At 42.5% G+C, this 17,707-nt stretch carries 14 protein-coding genes; 10 read left to right on the top strand and 4 right to left on the bottom strand.

Annotation, left to right across the window (positions count from 1 at the left end; translation table 11 throughout):
- The first annotated feature begins 119 nt into the window (after positions 1-119).
- Complete coding sequence (ilvN, locus tag IM475_RS00070) at positions 120-644, top strand: acetolactate synthase small subunit (protein WP_002732118.1); 525 nt, start codon at positions 120-122, stop codon at positions 642-644.
- A 119-nt stretch (positions 645-763) separates the two neighbouring features.
- Positions 764-3,016, top strand: coding sequence for a PBP1A family penicillin-binding protein (locus IM475_RS00065; protein ID WP_287726157.1), 2,253 nt, complete (start codon positions 764-766; stop codon positions 3,014-3,016).
- A gap of 210 nt (positions 3,017-3,226) precedes the next feature.
- Here the strand turns inward: IM475_RS00065 and IM475_RS00060 are convergent, their stop codons facing one another.
- Positions 3,227-4,096 (bottom strand): calcium-binding protein, encoded by an 870-nt coding sequence (locus IM475_RS00060; RefSeq protein WP_287726155.1) that lies wholly within the window; start codon positions 4,094-4,096, stop codon positions 3,227-3,229.
- A 487-nt stretch (positions 4,097-4,583) separates the two neighbouring features.
- Here IM475_RS00060 and IM475_RS00055 point away from each other — a divergent pair, with 487 nt between their 5' ends.
- Positions 4,584-4,733: a hypothetical protein gene (locus IM475_RS00055; protein ID WP_287726153.1), complete on the top strand. Its 150-nt coding sequence runs from the start codon at positions 4,584-4,586 to the stop codon at positions 4,731-4,733.
- Positions 4,734-4,771: 38 nt separating this feature from the next.
- On the opposite strand, the gene pgsA is transcribed toward IM475_RS00055, so the two are convergent.
- Positions 4,772-5,323, bottom strand: a complete 552-nt coding sequence (gene pgsA / locus IM475_RS00050) for a CDP-diacylglycerol--glycerol-3-phosphate 3-phosphatidyltransferase (protein WP_287658155.1) — start codon at positions 5,321-5,323, stop codon at positions 4,772-4,774.
- 171 nt (positions 5,324-5,494) lie between these two features.
- Positions 5,495-6,589, bottom strand: a complete 1,095-nt coding sequence (locus IM475_RS00045; protein WP_287726152.1) for a fatty acid desaturase family protein — start codon at positions 6,587-6,589, stop codon at positions 5,495-5,497.
- A gap of 244 nt (positions 6,590-6,833) precedes the next feature.
- Here IM475_RS00045 and IM475_RS00040 point away from each other — a divergent pair, with 244 nt between their 5' ends.
- The 7 genes from IM475_RS00040 (at position 6,834) to gyrB (ending at position 17,267) form a co-directional block, all read left to right on the top strand.
- Positions 6,834-7,982 (top strand): sigma factor-like helix-turn-helix DNA-binding protein, encoded by a 1,149-nt coding sequence (locus IM475_RS00040; RefSeq protein ID WP_287726149.1) that lies wholly within the window; start codon positions 6,834-6,836, stop codon positions 7,980-7,982.
- Positions 7,983-7,998: 16 nt separating this feature from the next.
- Positions 7,999-9,363: a DUF1822 family protein gene (locus IM475_RS00035; RefSeq protein WP_287726147.1), complete on the top strand. Its 1,365-nt coding sequence runs from the start codon at positions 7,999-8,001 to the stop codon at positions 9,361-9,363.
- Positions 9,364-9,395: 32 nt separating this feature from the next.
- Positions 9,396-12,005 (top strand): ABC transporter substrate-binding protein, encoded by a 2,610-nt coding sequence (locus IM475_RS00030; protein ID WP_287726144.1) that lies wholly within the window; start codon positions 9,396-9,398, stop codon positions 12,003-12,005.
- A gap of 107 nt (positions 12,006-12,112) precedes the next feature.
- Entirely contained in the window at positions 12,113-12,832 is a 720-nt protein-coding gene (locus tag IM475_RS00025; protein WP_287726142.1) for a PspA/IM30 family protein, read from the top strand.
- Positions 12,833-12,843: 11 nt separating this feature from the next.
- Positions 12,844-14,190, top strand: a complete 1,347-nt coding sequence (locus IM475_RS00020) for an ABC transporter substrate-binding protein (protein WP_287726140.1) — start codon at positions 12,844-12,846, stop codon at positions 14,188-14,190.
- Positions 14,191-14,342: 152 nt separating this feature from the next.
- The gene (locus tag IM475_RS00015; protein WP_287726137.1) at positions 14,343-15,053 is read left to right on the top strand and encodes a response regulator transcription factor; all 711 of its coding nucleotides are present in this window, start codon (positions 14,343-14,345) and stop codon (positions 15,051-15,053) included.
- Positions 15,054-15,344: 291 nt separating this feature from the next.
- Positions 15,345-17,267: a DNA topoisomerase (ATP-hydrolyzing) subunit B gene (gyrB, locus tag IM475_RS00010; protein ID WP_002781027.1), complete on the top strand. Its 1,923-nt coding sequence runs from the start codon at positions 15,345-15,347 to the stop codon at positions 17,265-17,267.
- A gap of 76 nt (positions 17,268-17,343) precedes the next feature.
- Here gyrB and IM475_RS00005 read toward each other — a convergent pair whose 3' ends face one another.
- Positions 17,344-17,541, bottom strand: coding sequence for a hypothetical protein (locus tag IM475_RS00005; RefSeq protein ID WP_041804248.1), 198 nt, complete (start codon positions 17,539-17,541; stop codon positions 17,344-17,346).
- Between the last annotated feature and the right edge of the window lie 166 nt (positions 17,542-17,707).

Below are 17,707 nucleotides of genomic sequence, written 5' to 3'. Positions count from 1 at the left end.
ATGCTGGTGGGGGGATTTTATCTGTTAAAATTTCTTATCGTCGTGAGGCGAAAACAAACTGTTCTGGCCTTGCCTCCTGTCTTACAATGGTTAAATATAGGTTGTGTAGACAGATCGCCATGAAACACACATTATCCGTATTAGTTGAAGATGAAGCGGGAGTCTTAACCCGTATTGCTGGATTATTCGCCCGTCGCGGCTTTAATATTGAAAGTCTGGCCGTCGGTCCTGCCGAACAGATGGGAGTTTCTCGGATTACGATGGTAGTACCAGGAGACGAGGACAGCATCGAACAGTTAACCAAACAACTTTACAAATTAATTAACGTCCTCAAGGTGCAGGATATCACCCAAACGCCTTGTGTGGAAAGGGAATTAATGCTGATTAAAGTTAATGCTACCGCCGAGCGCCGGGCGGAAGTGATCGAATTAGCGCAGGTATTCCGGGCCCGGATTGTGGATATTTCTGAGGAAACCCTGACCATCGAAGTGGTGGGGGATCCGGGTAAAATGGTGGCGATTATGCAAATGCTGAATAAATTTGGCGTTCGCGAGGTGGCCCGTACCGGTAAAATTGCTCTGATTCGCGAGTCGGGAGTCAACACGGAATACCTCAAAGCTTTAGAGGCTAAAATGTCAATTTAGGGATATTGGGTATGAATTGGGAATTGGGGAGATGGGGTGTTAGGGTTTTAGTTGCAATTCCCAACTTCCCCTGTTGCCTCTTGCCTGTTGCCTTCAGAAGCTGATAACTGATAAAAACTATGTCTAACCAGTCGCCGAAAACCCAAATTAGTCAACTTGTCACCGTTGCCGTGCAGAAATTGCAAGGAAAGGTGAATTTTCAGGCGGTAAATCTCAAAAAAGGGGCGAGAGTTCCTGAATTACGCCTTAAAAACGAGAATGGCAGTGGGGAAAGCAAATATCCCCTTATCGGCGATCGCTATTTGTTAGGCCGCAGTTCCAGTTCCTGTGATATTACTATCCGTAATACCGTGGTCAGTCAGATTCATTGTTCCCTGCAGCGGGACCCGAAAAATCCCCATAATTTCCTGCTCACAGATGAAAACTCCACCAACGGGGTTTATATGGGTAAACGTCGTCTGAAAAGCGTTTCCCTGCGTCATGGTGATACTTTTACCTTGGCCCCTCCAGACTTAGCTAATTGTGTCACCATCTCCTATTATTGTCCCCCTCCCCTGTGGGCGCGACTTTTGCGCTATGGTTTCTATGGTGCGGGTGGTATTTTCGGTTTATTAGTTCTAGGGATTATCTGGGAAAGTCGCAGAGTTAATGTTTATCCACTCCCTTCCGGGGTGAGCGGTCCGGTGGTGGTTTACCCTAGGGATGGTCAAACTCCCCTCAATCCCATGGGACAGGAAACTCACCAAGAATTAGATAATCTGGGCGATTTTTCTCCCTATCTGCCCCAGGCGGTTGTCGCTTCCGAAGATAGTCGTTTTTACTGGCATTTTGGCGTTGATCCTTTGGGGATTGTCCGGGCTGTTATGATTAATTGGCAAGGTCAAGGCATTCGTCAAGGGGCCAGCACCCTGACTCAACAGTTAGCGCGTAGTTTATTCCCAGAAGTCGGTCGCCAAAATACTGCTGATCGCAAACTGCGGGAGGCTGTGGTCGCTTTACAATTAGAAGCGGTGTATAGTAAGGATGAAATTCTCAAAACCTATCTCAATCGAGTTTATCTCGGTCAGGCCGGCTACGGTTTTGAAGATGCGGCCCGCTTTTATTTCGATAAATCCGCTAGAGATTTAGATATCTCCGAGGCTGCCACCCTTGTGGCTATGTTACCCGCCCCGAATCTATTTAATCCCATTCAAGATTACGACACTTCCGTAAAAAAGCGCAATCTTGTCATCGATCGCATGGCCGAATTAAGGATGATTTCCCCGGAAGCGGCGGCCAGCGCTCGCAGATCCCGCATTGAAATCAGTCCCCAAGCCAAAAAATCCCTATCTAGTACGATTGCACCATATTTTTATAGTTACGTTTTCCAGGAATTACAGGACCTTTTAGGGGAAGAAGTGGCTAAAGAGGGCAATTTTATCCTTGAAACCAGTTTAGACCGCCGGCTGCAGGCGATCGCAGAAAAAAGCTTAAAAAATAATGTCTTAAACCAAGGCCCCCGCTATCGATACTCCCAAGGGGCTTTAGTTACCTTAAACAGTCAAACCGGGGAAATTCTCGCTTTAGTCGGGGGGGTTGATTATCAAAAAAGCCAATTTAACCGCGCTATCCAAGCTAAACGTCAACCCGGTTCCACTTTTAAGGTATTTGCTTATGCTGCCGCCTTGGAAAAGGGAATATCGCCCTATAAAACCTATAGCTGCGCGGGACTTTCTTGGCAAGGACAGTCCTATTCTCCCTGTGAACGCAGCAGCGGGGGGGTCAATATGTTTCAAGGTTTAGCGCAATCGGAAAATAGCGTCGCCCTTCGCATTGCTCGTGAGGCAGGATTAAGTAATGTGGTCAATGTGGCGCAACGTTTGGGGGTAAAATCACCTTTAAATGCCGTACCGGGGCTAATTTTAGGGCAAAGTGAGGTAAATGTCTTAGAAATGACCGGCGCTTATGGGGTTTTTGACCACGGTGGGCGCTGGAATCGTCCCCACGCCATTAAACGCATTCTCGACGCTTCCGACTGTGAAAATGTGGAGGATTTGAGTACCTGTCGGGTTATTTATGACTATGGCGAGGATAACGAGAGAAATCAGCAGGTAATCTCCCCTAAAACCGCCGAAACGATGAATAGCTTATTGCGGGGGGTGATAACTAATGGTACAGGAGGCGCTGCTAGTATTGGCATGGGAGAAGCGGGTAAAACGGGAACTACTAATAATTATGTGGACCTCTGGTTTATCGGTTATCTTCCCCGTCGCCACTGGGTGACAGGCATTTGGTTAGGGAATGATAACAATTCTCCCACTTCCGGCAGTAGTCAACAGGCAGCCAAGTTATGGGGCGATTATCACCGTCAGTTAATCACTACACAAAACTAATGCCAATACGACTAGCTACTGTTCCCGTTGCCTATTCCAGAGTTCCCTAAAACCAGAGACTTCCTACCTCACTATTAAGATAACTCCTTTAAAGTAATAAGGGTGTCCTAGCCCTAGCTAACACACCCGCAGAGGTTATTTCCGGTGGCCTGATTTTACACCAAAAATCCACAACTGCCCGACCCACCGCAGTGGAGGGACAGGGATAGATTAGATAACGAAAATCCTGGCGTTAGTTAGGGCCGGCGCACCAGTAAGAGTTGCGATTTGAACCGAAGCAGTGCCACCAACACCATCGACGTCAAACCATAAACCACCATCACTGGTGTTATAGATGAATCTCTGATTGATACTATTAGCGCTAGTAGCTCCCGCACCACTACGGAATCTACCATTAGGCAAAGTACCGAGAAGCAGTCCACCACCAAAACCAGTCGCAGAAACATTGATAAAGTCATCAGTGATGCTAAAATTGGTGATGGTGTCAAGGGCTTCGCTAGCACTATTGAAAACAAAACGATCAGCACCAGCACCGCCGGTTAGGGTATCGTTTCCTGATCCGCCGGTTAGGGTATCATCTCCTTGGCCGCCATTTAGGATATCGTCTCCTTGGCCGCCGATTATGGTATCCGCTAGATTACCACCGGTTAGGGTATCGTTGAAGTTGCTGCCTGTAATGAAATAGGAATCGTTGATATCGAGTGTTCGGATGCTACTTACTATTTGCGAACCCGACGCTTTCGTGTTAGCAATACCGCCGGTTAGTTGATAAGTGCCGGCAGCCCCACCTCTAAAATAGGTAAGGGTATCTGCTGGCAGGGAAAGGCTCTGAGAAAAGCCTCCACCGACCCTGGAAAGGGTTGCTGTTGCTGCTGTGCCTACGTTGGTTATCCTCCAAACCGTATTGCCGCCAGCAGTTAGAAGGCCTAGGGAAGTGAGATTATCGGCAGGAGGTGTCCCAGGTAAAAAAGGTAAAGAAAGGGGAACAAGAGGATTGGTGGTTAGGAACTGGGCAACCGTTTGACCAACAGAGAAGTTAACACCAACGCTGGAAGAAGAAAAATTTACAGTGGTGGGCATGATTTTTTCTTTGAATGATATGTTTGAATTTGAAGAGTTTGACGATCCTCCTCCCGATTATTATATAGTGGGAGAAAAAATGCAACTATTGTTTTGGGGCTTGTTTCCCAGATTATTCTTAAAGACAAGCATCTGCTAGGCTAAATTTAACTAGGCCGCATCGGAAGACGATGCAAAATCCTGTCATAAGATGTTGACTATTTAAATTACTCGTTAAGACTGCATGGGAGTGCCGGAGAGGCGGAGCAGCAGTTTGAGCATTTGTATTAAAGTTCCTGAGAGGCAGTTTAAATGCAGTACAGCTTACTCAGGTTTTGACTATTGGAGCGAACTTCAGTTTAAAGTAAGCTCAGACGCATTTTAACCCCCTATCCTGAGATTAGTGGAAGGAACCACAAAGACACAAAGGACACAAAGATTGATCGCTCCTCATAGTAAGTTAAACTTATCACACAAAGAGTAAGAGAGCCTCCGCACCGAACCGGAATTGTGTAGCCAACAAAGCACCAGCAGTCAGTCCACCCCCGAAACCAGCGGCAGAAACTTGGATAGTATCGGCATTGCCCCCAGTAGGGTTAAAATCGGTGATGGTGTCAAGGCCTTCGTTGAGGTTATCGTTGCCATCACCCCCGATTAGGCTATCGTTATTTTTTAGGTTTGTTTCCTCAATTATTGCTAATGATTAAGTTTTTCTGAATTTTCTGTTAATTTTCGGCTGGGTGTGATATAGACCAGACCAGAAATTAAGGTTAATGTTACTGATAGCCAAAAAGCCACCTGAGCAATTAAATTATATTCAGAAGGCAAGGGAGCAATTAAGAGAGCGATAGCGATAATTTGGCTGACTGTTTTGCTTTTTCCCCACCAATTAGCTCCTTTTATGTCGCTATTTCCTGTTAAATTGGGATTAATGCGCCAACCAGCGATCGCTAATTCCCGAGCAAGAATCAAAAATACTCCCCAAGCAGCAATTAAATCCATTTCAATGAGAGCTAAAAGAGGAGCAAGAACCAACAATTTATCGACTAAAGGATCGAGAAATTTACCTAATTCGGTGATTTGATTTAATTTTCGCGCTAGATAACCATCGAGCCAATCGGTGCTGGCAGCAATCAGAAAGATAATTAAACTTAACCAGCGATCGATTTCTGTGCCTTGGTGCAACCAGTATAAAATTAATGGCAGTCCCAAGAGTCGCGATAGGGTAATCGAGTTGGGTAGGTTCATTTTTCAGTGATCAGTAAACAGTAAACAGTGATCAGTGATCAGTAAATAGTGATAAGTAAACAGTAAACAGTAAACAGGTATAAAGATAAAGATAACTAACTAACTAACTAATTAACTTAAAACTTACATCTGATAACTTACATCTGATAACTGATAACTGATAACTGATATTTAGCTGGCTAATTTGAGATCGAAATTACTTTGTTTATTGCCTAATTGTCTGAGCCAACGATAATTATAAGCTAAAGCACCCCTGAAGGTGGGATAAACGGCATAATTAACGCCAAATTCTTGGCAAACTTCCGCTAAAATTGGGGCAATTTTAGGGTAGTGAATATGGCAAATTTGCGGGAACAGATGGTGGACTACTTGATAATTTAATCCCCCTAAGTACCAATTTAAAAAAGCATTTTTGGGGGCAAAATCCACGGTAGTTCGCACTTGAAAAATTGCCCATTCGTCTTCGATTTGGTTGGTTTCCGAGGGTTGAATAAATTCGGCAGGTTCCAAAACGTGAGCTAACATAAATACATGACAGGCAAGCACTCCATAGGTCATAAAAGTAATGAGAAAACCGATCGCTATTTCTAGGGGACTATAACCAACTAAGAGAGGAATGCCAATAAACCAAAAAAGATAAACAACTTTTCCGCTCAATAAAACGAATAGATCGATCGGTTTAGGATTGGGAATTTTAATCTCGCCAAAACGATTACAAAAGAGGATAGAGCGCACATCGGAGAATGACCAATAGATAGGAATTATAGCGTAGATAATCGGGATAAATAAATGTTGATAACGATGGTACCATTTATGCTCGGCATGGGGAGTCATTCGCACGATACCATCGCCGTGAATTTCCACATCGTACCCTAAAACATTGGTGTAGGTATGATGGAGATAATTATGACGAAAACGCCAGAGATAACTGGAAGCACCGATGATATAATCGTAGGTCATGCCAAGGAGAGAATTAACCCATTTTTTACTAGAATAGCCGCCATGGTTGGCATCATGACCAATGCTAAAACCAATCCCTGCTAATCCTCCTCCTAAAACCATGCAACCGATAATTTTTAGCCACCAGATATCCGGACCAAAAAGCACAAATAGCCAAGCGGCAATTACCCAGATTAAAATCGTGATCGTCTTCAGGTACATGGCAAAATTATCTCTGGTGGGGATGCCGTTTTCGGTAAAATAAGCATCAACCCGTTTATTCAATTCCTTTCTAAAACCCTGATTTTCGGTAAAAGTTACTCGCATTCTTATTTTTGTCCTAGAAGTTGATATGACGGCAATTTGTGGCAGCTCAGAGTTAATTTATGAGTCTTTTGCTGGTTTGCTAAGGCTGTCTCACTATAACTGATAGTTTCTCATCAGTCTCTCATCTATTGTCAGAGAAAGAGGTGCGCTTGGCAAGGGAATCACTGAATTTATTTGCTACTCTGGCAGAAAATCCTCGGTTTTTACCTAATCAGATATCAGATACCTGTAGCCGGTGATAGAGATGAGCGTTAGGTACTTTTATACTACGATTAAGGCCATTGAAGGCGATCGAGTTTTCTGGTGGGAAGTGCCACAATTAAGAAAATCACTCGCTGCGATCGCTCGAAGCGTGGCCAATGATGAAGCGGTGTATTTTTATCTGTGGCAATGGTTACAGAATGAGCCTAATAACCAATTAGTCAAGTCCCATTGGATGGTTTTTTTACAATATCGCTCCTGTATGGTAACTCAAAGGGTCTATCAAAATGTTGGCCATCGGATCGATGCTGATTATGAAACCCTATTCTACTATTTGCTGAATTTGCTTTCTACGGCAATCATTAATAATCCTAGCAATTTTTACGGTAATTTTCAGGATAACAAGACCAAACCGGGATTTTTTCGCTTAATCTTAGAAAAATGGACAGATAAAAAATTGAGAAATACTCTCTATAATTTTCTGCGAGGAGAGTATAAAACCATTGGCAGGACTAATCTCGGTATAGTCAGTCTTTTTAGTGCGAATAAAATTCAAAAATTTTTACGAACATCGGGTATCTTTACCGAGAATCATCTGCTAATATTTAACTGTTTTCGAGAGGTTAAAAAAGCTTCTCTTAGATCATTGGATAAGTGGCAAGAGGAGGATTGGCAACAAGTAATCGATCGCCTACAGCAGTTACAACCGCAAGTTATTCTCACCGTTGAGGAAGTGCAAGCAAAACTCAATCAAATAGGGGAGATAATGCGTAATCATATCGATCCTCCTTACTCTAGATTTGAGCCTACTAATTATGACGATAATAGCAATTACTTTTGGGAAAATCTCCCCAGCAAAAAGCCAAGTAAAGATTTACTACAACAGCAAGAAATTCAGGAAAATATTAAGAAGTTATTAATCACTCTTGAGGATGAAGTTAAACAGATTGTATATTGTTACTATCATCAAAAGATGACGCAAGCACAGATCGCTAATCGATTGGGAGTTCACTCATCTACTATTAGTCGAGAAATAACCCAATTATGTAAAAAAATTTATCAGCTACTCTGTGCAAGGGAAGGCAAAGATTGTCCTAAGTTGTTAAATGAGATTAAATTACAATCTCGGCAAAAACAAGAGATCGATGCTTATCTAGAATATTTTTGTCAGTCCTACTTAACTCAAATCTAATCTGTTAGGAGATACCATGAAAGTCCACCTCGATATTTTGCAACAAATTAACCCGAAATCCCTTTGGCTAACTTTTTCAGAAACAGAGATTAAACAAGCTCGATCGATTCTCGGTCAATACTCTAATCAAACTGCCAAAAATCAGGCCTTGATTAATTATTTAGTGCAAATATGCTTAAGCAATTGGCTGAAAGATAATCTTGATTGTTCCCTTCAAATAATACCTGAAAATCATCAGTATCTTTGGGAGTTTATTAACGGGTTTACTTGGCAAATTCAAGATAAAAAAGTTACTACTATTCCCAGTCAAGCGATTGACATTGAGGGATTGACAATAGAGCAAGAATGGGTTGATATTCCCGATTTAGCGGCGGATTTTTATCTAGGGGTGCAGGTAGATTTAGCAGAAAAATTTCTCAATATCTGGGGTTTTATATCTAGAAAAGATGTTAAAAATCTCGCAGAATACGATCCAATTTACCATCAATATTATTTGGACAGTGAGCAAATAATTGATGATTTAGATATTCTTTGGCAGAGTTGTTTAGAGGGAGAGAGTGAAAAAGGAAAACTGGAATCTTTAGCAAACTTATCGCCAGCAACAGCAGAAAATTTAATTAAAAAGTTAAGTCAAGTTTCACCCTATTCTCCGAGATTAGATATTAGTTTTCAGCAGTGGTTAGCTTTGTTGAATAATCAACAATGGCGAGAAAAACTTTATCAGCAGCGTTTAGAGGTAATCCCCACTAAACTTAGTCAATGGTTGCAGGGAATTATTAGCGAAAAATGGCAGGAAATCCTCAACACCATCGACAGTTATCGTCCAATTAATCCGGGTTTTTTGTTGGCTGCCGAAAAAATCAGCGGCCGAGAATCTCCAGCAGATATTCAGCGAGAAATTAGACAACTGTATGCTAGTCAAAAAGAGGTGGAATTTTGGGAACATTTAACCCCAGAGGAAGCTTTGGCAAAACTGCAACATCAAACCCAAGATGAAACTATTCGCTGGCAAGCGGCCGAATATCTCTGGAATATCGATCCTCATTATCCTAATGCTGCTATCCGTAAAATGCTCGATGTGGGTAGTCAATTAATGGGTTATAAAATCGCTTTAATGGTGGGAGTTTTATCGACCAGTGACCAGAGAATTGCTGTCTTAATTCGTGCCTATGCCATGGACAATTTTGCCAAGCTACCCCCCGGTTTATCTTTGCAAATTAGCGATGAAATAGGGCAATTAATCCCCAGTTTAGAAGCAATAGCAAGGGAGAAACCCTTAGATAGCTATCTACAACTTTATTTTCTAGCTGATGCCGACGATCGCTTTAATGTTAACCTAAGTTTAGGGAACAGTAGCATTACCGAGCAGTTTAGTATTTAATAGAGATAGCAGAAAATGTCAAGGATAAAGACATGAGCAGAGTTGTGATTCTGAAAATTGGGGAGGGAAATTTTGCAACGGGATTTTCCGTCACTCTAGAAATTCGTGACAATCATCGCTTGATAGCACCTTTTGCCGAGGGTAAATTAGTCCCTAACCTTGACATTGCTGACGCTTTGCAAAATTATCGTCGAGCTTATTATCATTGGGTAAAAAGTCAACCCAGTTTAGGAATTACCGTTCCTCATAGTATGATCACCAATGCAGCGGTAGGTGATCCTAGAGACAACCTCAGAAAAGCCACTAAAACTTTAAAAGATAGCCTAAATGAATGGCTAAACTCTAGTTATCTGAGTTCGATACAAAATCATATTTTGTTCCATATAGGTACTGAGTCAGAAGTAAGATTTTTTATCCAAACTACCCACTTTGATTTACAACAAATTCCCTGGGAGTGTTGGAATTTTTTACACGAATGGTGTCCCGATGTGGAAATTGCTCTTACTATCCAGAGAAATCCCCCGATAATTAACCTGACTTCTCCGATTAAGGTTTTAGTAATTTTGGGTAATATTGACATCGAAAACCAGCATAATTCCCTGTGTTTATCCAGTTTGCAAACGGTACTAGGAAACCCAGATAAGGTTTCTATGAAAATATTGAGTCCCAGTTCAGAAGTTCCTCTTTCAACGAAAAATATTCACAATGAGTTGATCAAAAATCAATGGGATATTGTAGTTTATTTAGGTCATAGTCAAACCAGTAGCGACGGTCACGATGGAGTTTTTATCATTGATAATGATACGGCTTTATCTCCTGCACATAACTTAAGAAATTCCCTAGAAATAGCTGTTAAAAAAGGCTTAAAACTTGTTATCTGTAATTCCTGCGATGGGTTGGGTATTGGTCGTCAGTTGGCTAATATCGGAGTACCCCATATTATTGTTATGAAAGAACCCATCGCTGTGCGGGTTGCTTTGAGATTTCTAGAAGTTTTTCTTCCCAATTTTCTTGGACATAAATCCCTACAAGAATCCTTAACAATCGCTCGACAAGAATTAAGATTACACGAATTTGAGGTGGATGCTGCTAGTTCTTCTTTACTGCCTCGTTTGATAGAAAATCCTGAAGAACCACCATTAATTTTACCTTTACCTCCTGAAAATATAGGAGACGGTCTCCAAGAAGATTATGGTCAAAGTTGGCCTGTACGTCTATTGCGTCACTGGAAACAAGCTCTGTTATTTATTTTAAGTATTCTGGTAACTTTATCAGTTTTATATTGGGGAGGAGTATTTTCTGATGATGCCAGTAAATACCCAGAAATTAGCTTAGGTGAAGAAATATTATTAAAGACAAACCGACAAGATAACATTATTGAACGGGGAAGACAAGCTTTTAAAAATAAAGAATATAAACAAGCAATTCAGCTTTTTAAAAAATCCCTTGATCGCTTGCCCAATAATCCAGAGATTCGCATCTATTATAATAACGCTCGTGCGGCCTATCAAGACAGAAGTTCCTTAAAAATTGCCACCAGTGTTCCTTTTGGTAATAATCCAGAAATTGCTCAAGAAATTTTACGAGGTATTGCTTTATTGCAACAGGAGTTAAACGATGAACAGGCCAAAAACCCTGATTTTCACTTTCTACAGGTACTGGTCGCTAATGATAATAATAGCCCCGGAGATGCCAAAGATCGAGCCGAAAAATTTGTTAAAGATCGGTCAATTATAGCAGTGGTTGGTCATAATGCTTCTGCTGCTAGTGAAGCGGCCAAAGATATCTATGTACAAGGGAAAATTGTTGCCCTATCTCCCACCAGCTTTTCCCCGAAAATCTCCGGTAATGGCTATATGTATAAGATGGTTCCCGAGATGGAAACTTTTGCCACAACCTTAAGTGAATACATCCGCGAACAAACTGACAAGCTAATTATCCAAAACCCCACTAATTTAATTTGTTACGATAATCGCTCTGGGGATAATTATAACTTCGCTAACAAATATAAAAACATTCTCCTCGGTCAGCGCTTTCAAAAAATCGTTAAAAATAAAGATTTTGACTGCAATATCGAACCAGAAGTTAATTTAGATGAACAGGAAATTTATCAAAAAATTGCTCAGTATCAAGTAAATATTCTCATGGTTGCTCCCTATGTTAATGATCTGAAAAGAGCCGTCAGTATCTTTAAGCAACGTCCCGCACAACAGTTAAACTTAGTAACTTTAGGTTCACCCACTTTTCAAAGTTATCTCACCCTTGCAGAAGGTAAACAAGGAGTAGAAAATTTAGTTATCACCGTGCCTTGGTATGATCTCAAACAAGATAATTATCTCCACAGTTTTTGGCAAAATAAGATCAATGTTTGGCGCACTCCCATGGCCTACGATGCGACCAAAGTTATCCTCACCGCTTTGCGAAAGTTATACCAACAACGACAAAAATTCGATCGAGAATTGTTAAATCAAGTTTTAAGAAACGATTTTTCTATTGAAGGAATGACTGGCACTGTTAGATTCGATGAGAATGGTGTCCGCAACATGAACAATAATCCTGATGATCGCCGCTACTTGATTCTAGAGGTCAAAAAGGGTCGATTTGTCCCCCTCGCTCCCATTAAATCTGCCGGTCCAGTCTAAACCTTCCTATCCTTGTCAAGACTTTTTACAAAACTTAACCTTATCCACTGCATTAAAGTTGACCATCACTCCTAATTAACAGGTAACACCTCTAGGAGACAGACGGCATGAAATTGTTAAAAAAATTAACCCCAAAAGCCTTGATTTTTTGGCTGATCGGTGATAAGGCAGGAAATTCTCTCGTTGCGATCTGGAATTGGTTGTGGGGTATTCCTATCGAATCCGGCGGCAAAATTGCCGTAGAATCGGCCAAAGAATCCCTAGAATTGATGCAAAAATCTCTAGCGGAATTGACAGAATCGGTGGCGAAAGTAGTAGCAGCCCAGCAATCGGCTCAAGCACAATACGAGGCGAAAAAACAGGAACACACAAACTACTTACAACAGGCTGTCACCGCTCAAAAAAAAGGTCTTCAAGAAGCGGCAAGACTAGCTATGGTTAAGGTTCTCTCCCTAGAAAAAATTCTACCCGCCATGAAAGATCGGGTCGATAATGCCGAAAAAGTAGTCATTGCTGCTAAGGAAAAACTTCGCCAAGAGCAGGAAAAAATCGAGCATTATAAATTAGAAATGAGCAACTTAAAAGCGATTAGTTCCATGAATGAGGCTTTAGGCAAAATAAACGAATTTGATAGTAGTCTCAACCTCAATACCTCCCGCGATCGCTTTGAGGATGCCAATGAAGCGATTAAAGACCGTTATCGAAAAGAAAACGCCTATAGTGAATTAAGCGAGAACTATAGCGAGAAATTAGCTCAAGAAATCGATTTCTTAAGCCTTGATGACGAAATTAACCGCCGTTTAGCTGAATTCAATCAGCAAAGTTAAGGAGTAAAGCGATGACAAAGACTGGCAAAAAAGCGGGTTTACCGCCAATTTCCTATGTTTTACTGGGGTTGATCGGTTGGTTTCTTTTTCCCCAAATATTGGCAATATTTGCCCCAAAAGCCGATAATAATCCCCGCATCAGTTACGGCAATCATCTCCTGATCAAAACTAATTCTAACACCACCAAAGAATCAGCGATCGCTGCTATTGCTCAAGGTGATCACCAAGAAGCAGAGCAACTCCTGCAAAAATCCCTTGCTCAACATCCCAACGATCCCGAAAGCGTAATTTATCTCAGCAACCTGCAAACTGGCTCAAATCCCTTCAAAATCGCCGTTGTTGTGCCGGCGAAAAATCCCAACGTCGCTCAGGAAATATTGCGAGGAGTCGCCAGCGCACAAACCCAGATCAATCAACAGGGAGGGATCAACGGCAGAAAACTGATGGTTATCGTGGTTAATGACGATAATCAGCCGCAGATATCGAAAGAGGTAGCCGGTGAATTAGTCAAAAATCCCGATATTATCGCTGTTGTCGGTCATAATGCCTCCGATGCCAGTTTAGCCGCCGCTCCCATCTACGAAAAAGGCGGTTTGGTGATGATTTCTCCCACCTCCCTGGCTAATAATCTCTCCGGTGCGGGAAATTATATCTTTCGTCTGGTGGCTTCTAACGGCAAAATTACGGAAACCTTAGCAAATTACATAGTAAATACAGCTAAAGTCCAGAAAATTGCTTTTTGCTACGATTCTCAAGCTCCTGATAATATTTCCTTTAAAGATGAGTTGATGGCTAATGTGGCGAAAAAAGGCGGTCAAATTGTGCCGATTGTCTGCGATCTGAGTGTACCCAATTTTAAGGCCGATCAAGCTCTTAATCAGGCGATTTCTGGGGGTGCTAACGGCCTATTTGTCGTCGCTCATGTTGATCGTCTCGATCCCGTTTTTGAGGTTATTCGCTCCAATCGTCAGCGTTTGCCTCTGTTTAGTAGTCCCACCCTCTACAATATTCGCACCCTCGAAGATGGCGGCAAAAACGCTCAAGGTTTAACCCTTGCCGCACCCTGGCACCCCTCGGTTAACCAGACTTTTGCCAATCTTATGCAGGAACAGTGGCGCGGTCCGGTTAGTTGGCGCACAGCCACCAGTTTTGACGCTACACGGGTGATTATTGCCGGTTTAAGGGAAAATCCTCATCGTCAGGGCCTACAATCCCTGCTGCGCTCCGGCAATTTTCATCAAACAGGGGCCACCGGAAAAATTAGCTTTGATCCCAATACTGGCGATCGCATCGGTCAACCAGTGTTAATTCAAGTGCGATCAACTCCCTCCGGTGAGCAGTTTGTCCCTTTACCTTGAAAAGTCCCCAGTCCACAAAAGTTGGGAGAGTTGCCAACTCTCCCCCCAAAAAATCTCAAAAATTACAATTATTTCAATGTCCAAGCTTGAGTAAGAAATGAATGACTAATATGTTAAAATATGCCTAGATATTTGTAACCTTTTTCCTTTGTATGGATATCGTTATTATCGAAGATGAAATTGAAATCGCCCATTTGATTCAGCAAACTTTAGAGCGGGAATCATTTACTTGTCATCTGGCTTATAATGGTAGGGTAGGACTAGAACTATTTTATCAAAAGCAACCAGAATTAGTGATTTTAGATTTAATGTTACCCGAATTAGACGGACTAGAATTGTGTGCTAGAATTCGCCAAAAACCCGGGACAAAAGACCCCTATATTCTCATGTTAACCGCTAGGGGAGAAGAAATCGATCGCATTATCGGCCTATCTACGGGAGCCGACGATTATATGGTCAAACCCTTTAGTCCCCGGGAATTAACCGCGCGGGTAAGGGCATTATTAAGACGTAGTTTAAGACACGATAGCCAACCCCAACAAATCCATCGCAGCCGTCATTTTATTATCGACTTGGATCAACATTCTGCTCTTCGTAAATTGGAGGGAATGCCAGAGGAAACCCTCGATTTAACCACCTTAGAATTTAATTTATTAGCTACCTTTGTCAGCTATCCCAATCGCGTCTGGAGTCGCACCCAATTAATCGATAATCTCTGGGGAAATGATTTTTTTGGCGATGAAAGGGTAGTAGATACCCATATCCGACGCTTACGCAAAAAAGTAGAACCCGATCCTGCTAATCCGATCTTTATCAAAACTGTAGTCGGTGTCGGTTATAAATTTGAGGATGACAGTGTTTAAGGACTATTGATCAGTTATCAGTTATCAGTTATCAGTTATCAGTGATCAGGTGCGAGTTTTCAGGTGTGAGTTTTCAGTGAATAGTATTAAGGGACAAGCTCGCAGCTGCCTTTTTACTGTTTACTGCTCACTGTTTACTGCTCACTGTTTACTGACCAACACCCCAACCCCAATAAAAAATTCTCCCTAAAGGCATTTAAGCAGTCTTTAACCCTTATGTGCTAAAATTTTTGAAGATTTTGCCATTCATTTAGGTTCAATCAGGGATCACAGCCTTTTTAGGGAAATTTTATGACAAGTAACTACGGCGCGGAACAGATACAAGTTCTCGAAGGGTTAGAACCAGTCAGGAAGCGGCCAGGGATGTATATCGGTACGACTGGGCCGCGGGGACTACATCATTTAGTCTATGAAGTGGTGGACAACTCGATCGATGAGGCCCTAGCGGGTTACTGTACTCATATCGAAGTGGATATCAAGGCCGATGGTTCCGTCAGCGTTACCGACGATGGCCGGGGTATTCCCACCGATGTTCACCCGACCACGGGTAAATCTGCCCTCGAAACCGTTCTCACTATACTTCATGCCGGCGGTAAATTTGGCAGTGGTGGCTATAAAGTGTCGGGAGGGTTACACGGAGTCGGGATTTCCGTAGTTAATGCCCTTTCTGCATGGGTCGATGTCACCGTCTGGCGCGATCATAAAGTACATACCCAACGCTACGAAAGAGGTATCCCCGTCACAGAATTGGTCAGCAGTCCCAGTCAAGAGGAAAAAACGGGAACTAGGGTTAATTTCCTGCCGGACACCGAAATTTTTAGCCAAGGCATCGAATTTGATTACAGTACCCTCTCCGGACGTTTACGGGAACTAGCCTACTTAAATGCCGGTGTTAAAATCACCTTTAGCGATTACCGTCCCGAAGAACCCCACATCGAAACCTATTGTTATGAGGGGGGTATTAAAGAATACGTCGCCTATATGTGTCGGGAAAAAGAAACCCTGCACAAAGATATTATCTATGTATCGGGGGAAAAGAACGGAATTAATATCGAAGTGGCGTTTCAGTGGTGTATAGATGCCTATAGCGACAATATTCTCGGTTTTGCTAATAATATCCGCACCATTGACGGGGGAACCCATCTAGAAGGATTAAAGGCAGTTCTGACTCGTACTTTAAATAATGTCGCTCGTAAACGCAATAAAATTAAAGAAAACGAGCCTAATCTAGCGGGGGAAAACGTCCGCGAGGGTTTAACCGCCGTTATTTCCGTAAAAGTCCCCGAACCGGAATTTGAGGGACAAACCAAGACCAAATTGGGTAACACCGAAGTCCGGGGTATTGTTGATTCCCTGGTGGGGGAAACTCTCAACGAATACTTAGAACAAAATCCCCAAGTGGCCGACACGATTATCGAAAAAGCAGTACAAGCGTACAAAGCGGCGGAAGCGGCCCGACGGGCCCGGGACTTAGTACGACGGAAATCGGTCCTGGAATCCTCACCTTTACCGGGTAAATTGGCTGATTGTAGCGAAAGAGACCCAGAAAGGTCAGAAATTTACATCGTCGAAGGTGACAGCGCCGGCGGAAGTGCCAAACAGGGGCGCGATCGTCGTTTTCAAGCGATTCTACCTCTGCGGGGAAAAATCCTCAATATCGAAAAAACCGATGATGCCAAAATCTACAAAAATACGGAAATTCAATCCTTAATTACCGCCCTCGGTTTAGGAATTAAAGGAGAAGATTTCGACCCCTCACAATTGCGCTATCATCGCATTGTTTTAATGACTGACGCTGATGTGGATGGCGCGCACATCCGAACTTTGTTGTTAACTTTCTTCTATCGTTATCAGAAGAATTTAATTGACCAAGGTTATGTATATATCGCCTGTCCTCCTCTCTATAAATTGGAACGCGGTAAAAATCATTCCTACTGCTATAGCGATCGAGAATTACAGCAAAAGATAGCGGAATTTCCCTCTAATGCTAACTACACAATCCAACGTTTTAAAGGGTTAGGAGAAATGATGCCCCAACAACTTTGGGATACTACCATGAATCCCGAAACTCGCACTTTAAAACGGGTGGAAATCGAAGACGCAGCCAAAGCAGAGGAATTATTTACCATTCTTATGGGCGATCGAGTTGCCCCCCGGCGAGAATTTATCGAAACCCACGGATCACGTTTAAATCTTACCGATTTGGACATTTAAACGGTAACTTGGGGCTGTGTTAGTCTAGGCTAATACAGCCCGATAAAATCCCTAAATCCAGTTACTAATCGGGGGGCTAGGGATTCAAGGAAACCGGGGTGCATTCCACGACTTCATCGAAAAAATCAGCCGGCAGCGGTGGATTATCGGGGTCTTCTAGGGCGTTTTTGGCAATTTCTGCCTCACTCATGCCTTTAACTTTCTTCCAGTCTGTTTTGCCTTTCAACTTCGCCCACTGTTCGCGGGTAACTCTGGTAATATGTTCTTCGTTCACGGTTATTAGCCCTCCTAGCACTAATTAGGGTTTGCTGAATAAATTTGAAATGTAGGCAAAGTAAAGGTTTTGGGGCTTTTCTCGCGAAACAGGTGCAAGATTTTGAGAGAATCGTCGTTCAAAACCTTGCGTCTTCATCGGCCCGCGTCCTGTAGGGGCGAAGCAT

This window comes from Microcystis sp. M061S2 (assembly GCF_020245605.1).
Classification (GTDB): domain Bacteria; phylum Cyanobacteriota; class Cyanobacteriia; order Cyanobacteriales; family Microcystaceae; genus Microcystis.
The sequence above is the reverse complement of the archived record's forward strand: the minus strand, read 5'-3'. Positions and strand labels throughout refer to the sequence as shown.

Excerpts from the sequence above, each read along its gene's own strand:
- ilvN (WP_002732118.1), top strand. The coding sequence starts at position 120 with ATGAAACACACATTATCCGTATTAGTTGAAGATGAAGCGGGAGTCTTA.
- IM475_RS00065 (WP_287726157.1), top strand. The coding sequence starts at position 764 with ATGTCTAACCAGTCGCCGAAAACCCAAATTAGTCAACTTGTCACCGTT.
- IM475_RS00060 (WP_287726155.1), bottom strand. The coding sequence starts at position 4,096 with ATGCCCACCACTGTAAATTTTTCTTCTTCCAGCGTTGGTGTTAACTTC.
- pgsA (WP_287658155.1), bottom strand. The coding sequence starts at position 5,323 with ATGAACCTACCCAACTCGATTACCCTATCGCGACTCTTGGGACTGCCA.
- IM475_RS00045 (WP_287726152.1), bottom strand. The coding sequence starts at position 6,589 with ATGCGAGTAACTTTTACCGAAAATCAGGGTTTTAGAAAGGAATTGAAT.
- IM475_RS00040 (WP_287726149.1), top strand. The coding sequence starts at position 6,834 with ATGAGCGTTAGGTACTTTTATACTACGATTAAGGCCATTGAAGGCGAT.
- IM475_RS00035 (WP_287726147.1), top strand. The coding sequence starts at position 7,999 with ATGAAAGTCCACCTCGATATTTTGCAACAAATTAACCCGAAATCCCTT.
- IM475_RS00030 (WP_287726144.1), top strand. The coding sequence starts at position 9,396 with ATGAGCAGAGTTGTGATTCTGAAAATTGGGGAGGGAAATTTTGCAACG.
- IM475_RS00025 (WP_287726142.1), top strand. The coding sequence starts at position 12,113 with ATGAAATTGTTAAAAAAATTAACCCCAAAAGCCTTGATTTTTTGGCTG.
- IM475_RS00020 (WP_287726140.1), top strand. The coding sequence starts at position 12,844 with ATGACAAAGACTGGCAAAAAAGCGGGTTTACCGCCAATTTCCTATGTT.
- IM475_RS00015 (WP_287726137.1), top strand. The coding sequence starts at position 14,343 with ATGGATATCGTTATTATCGAAGATGAAATTGAAATCGCCCATTTGATT.
- gyrB (WP_002781027.1), top strand. The coding sequence starts at position 15,345 with ATGACAAGTAACTACGGCGCGGAACAGATACAAGTTCTCGAAGGGTTA.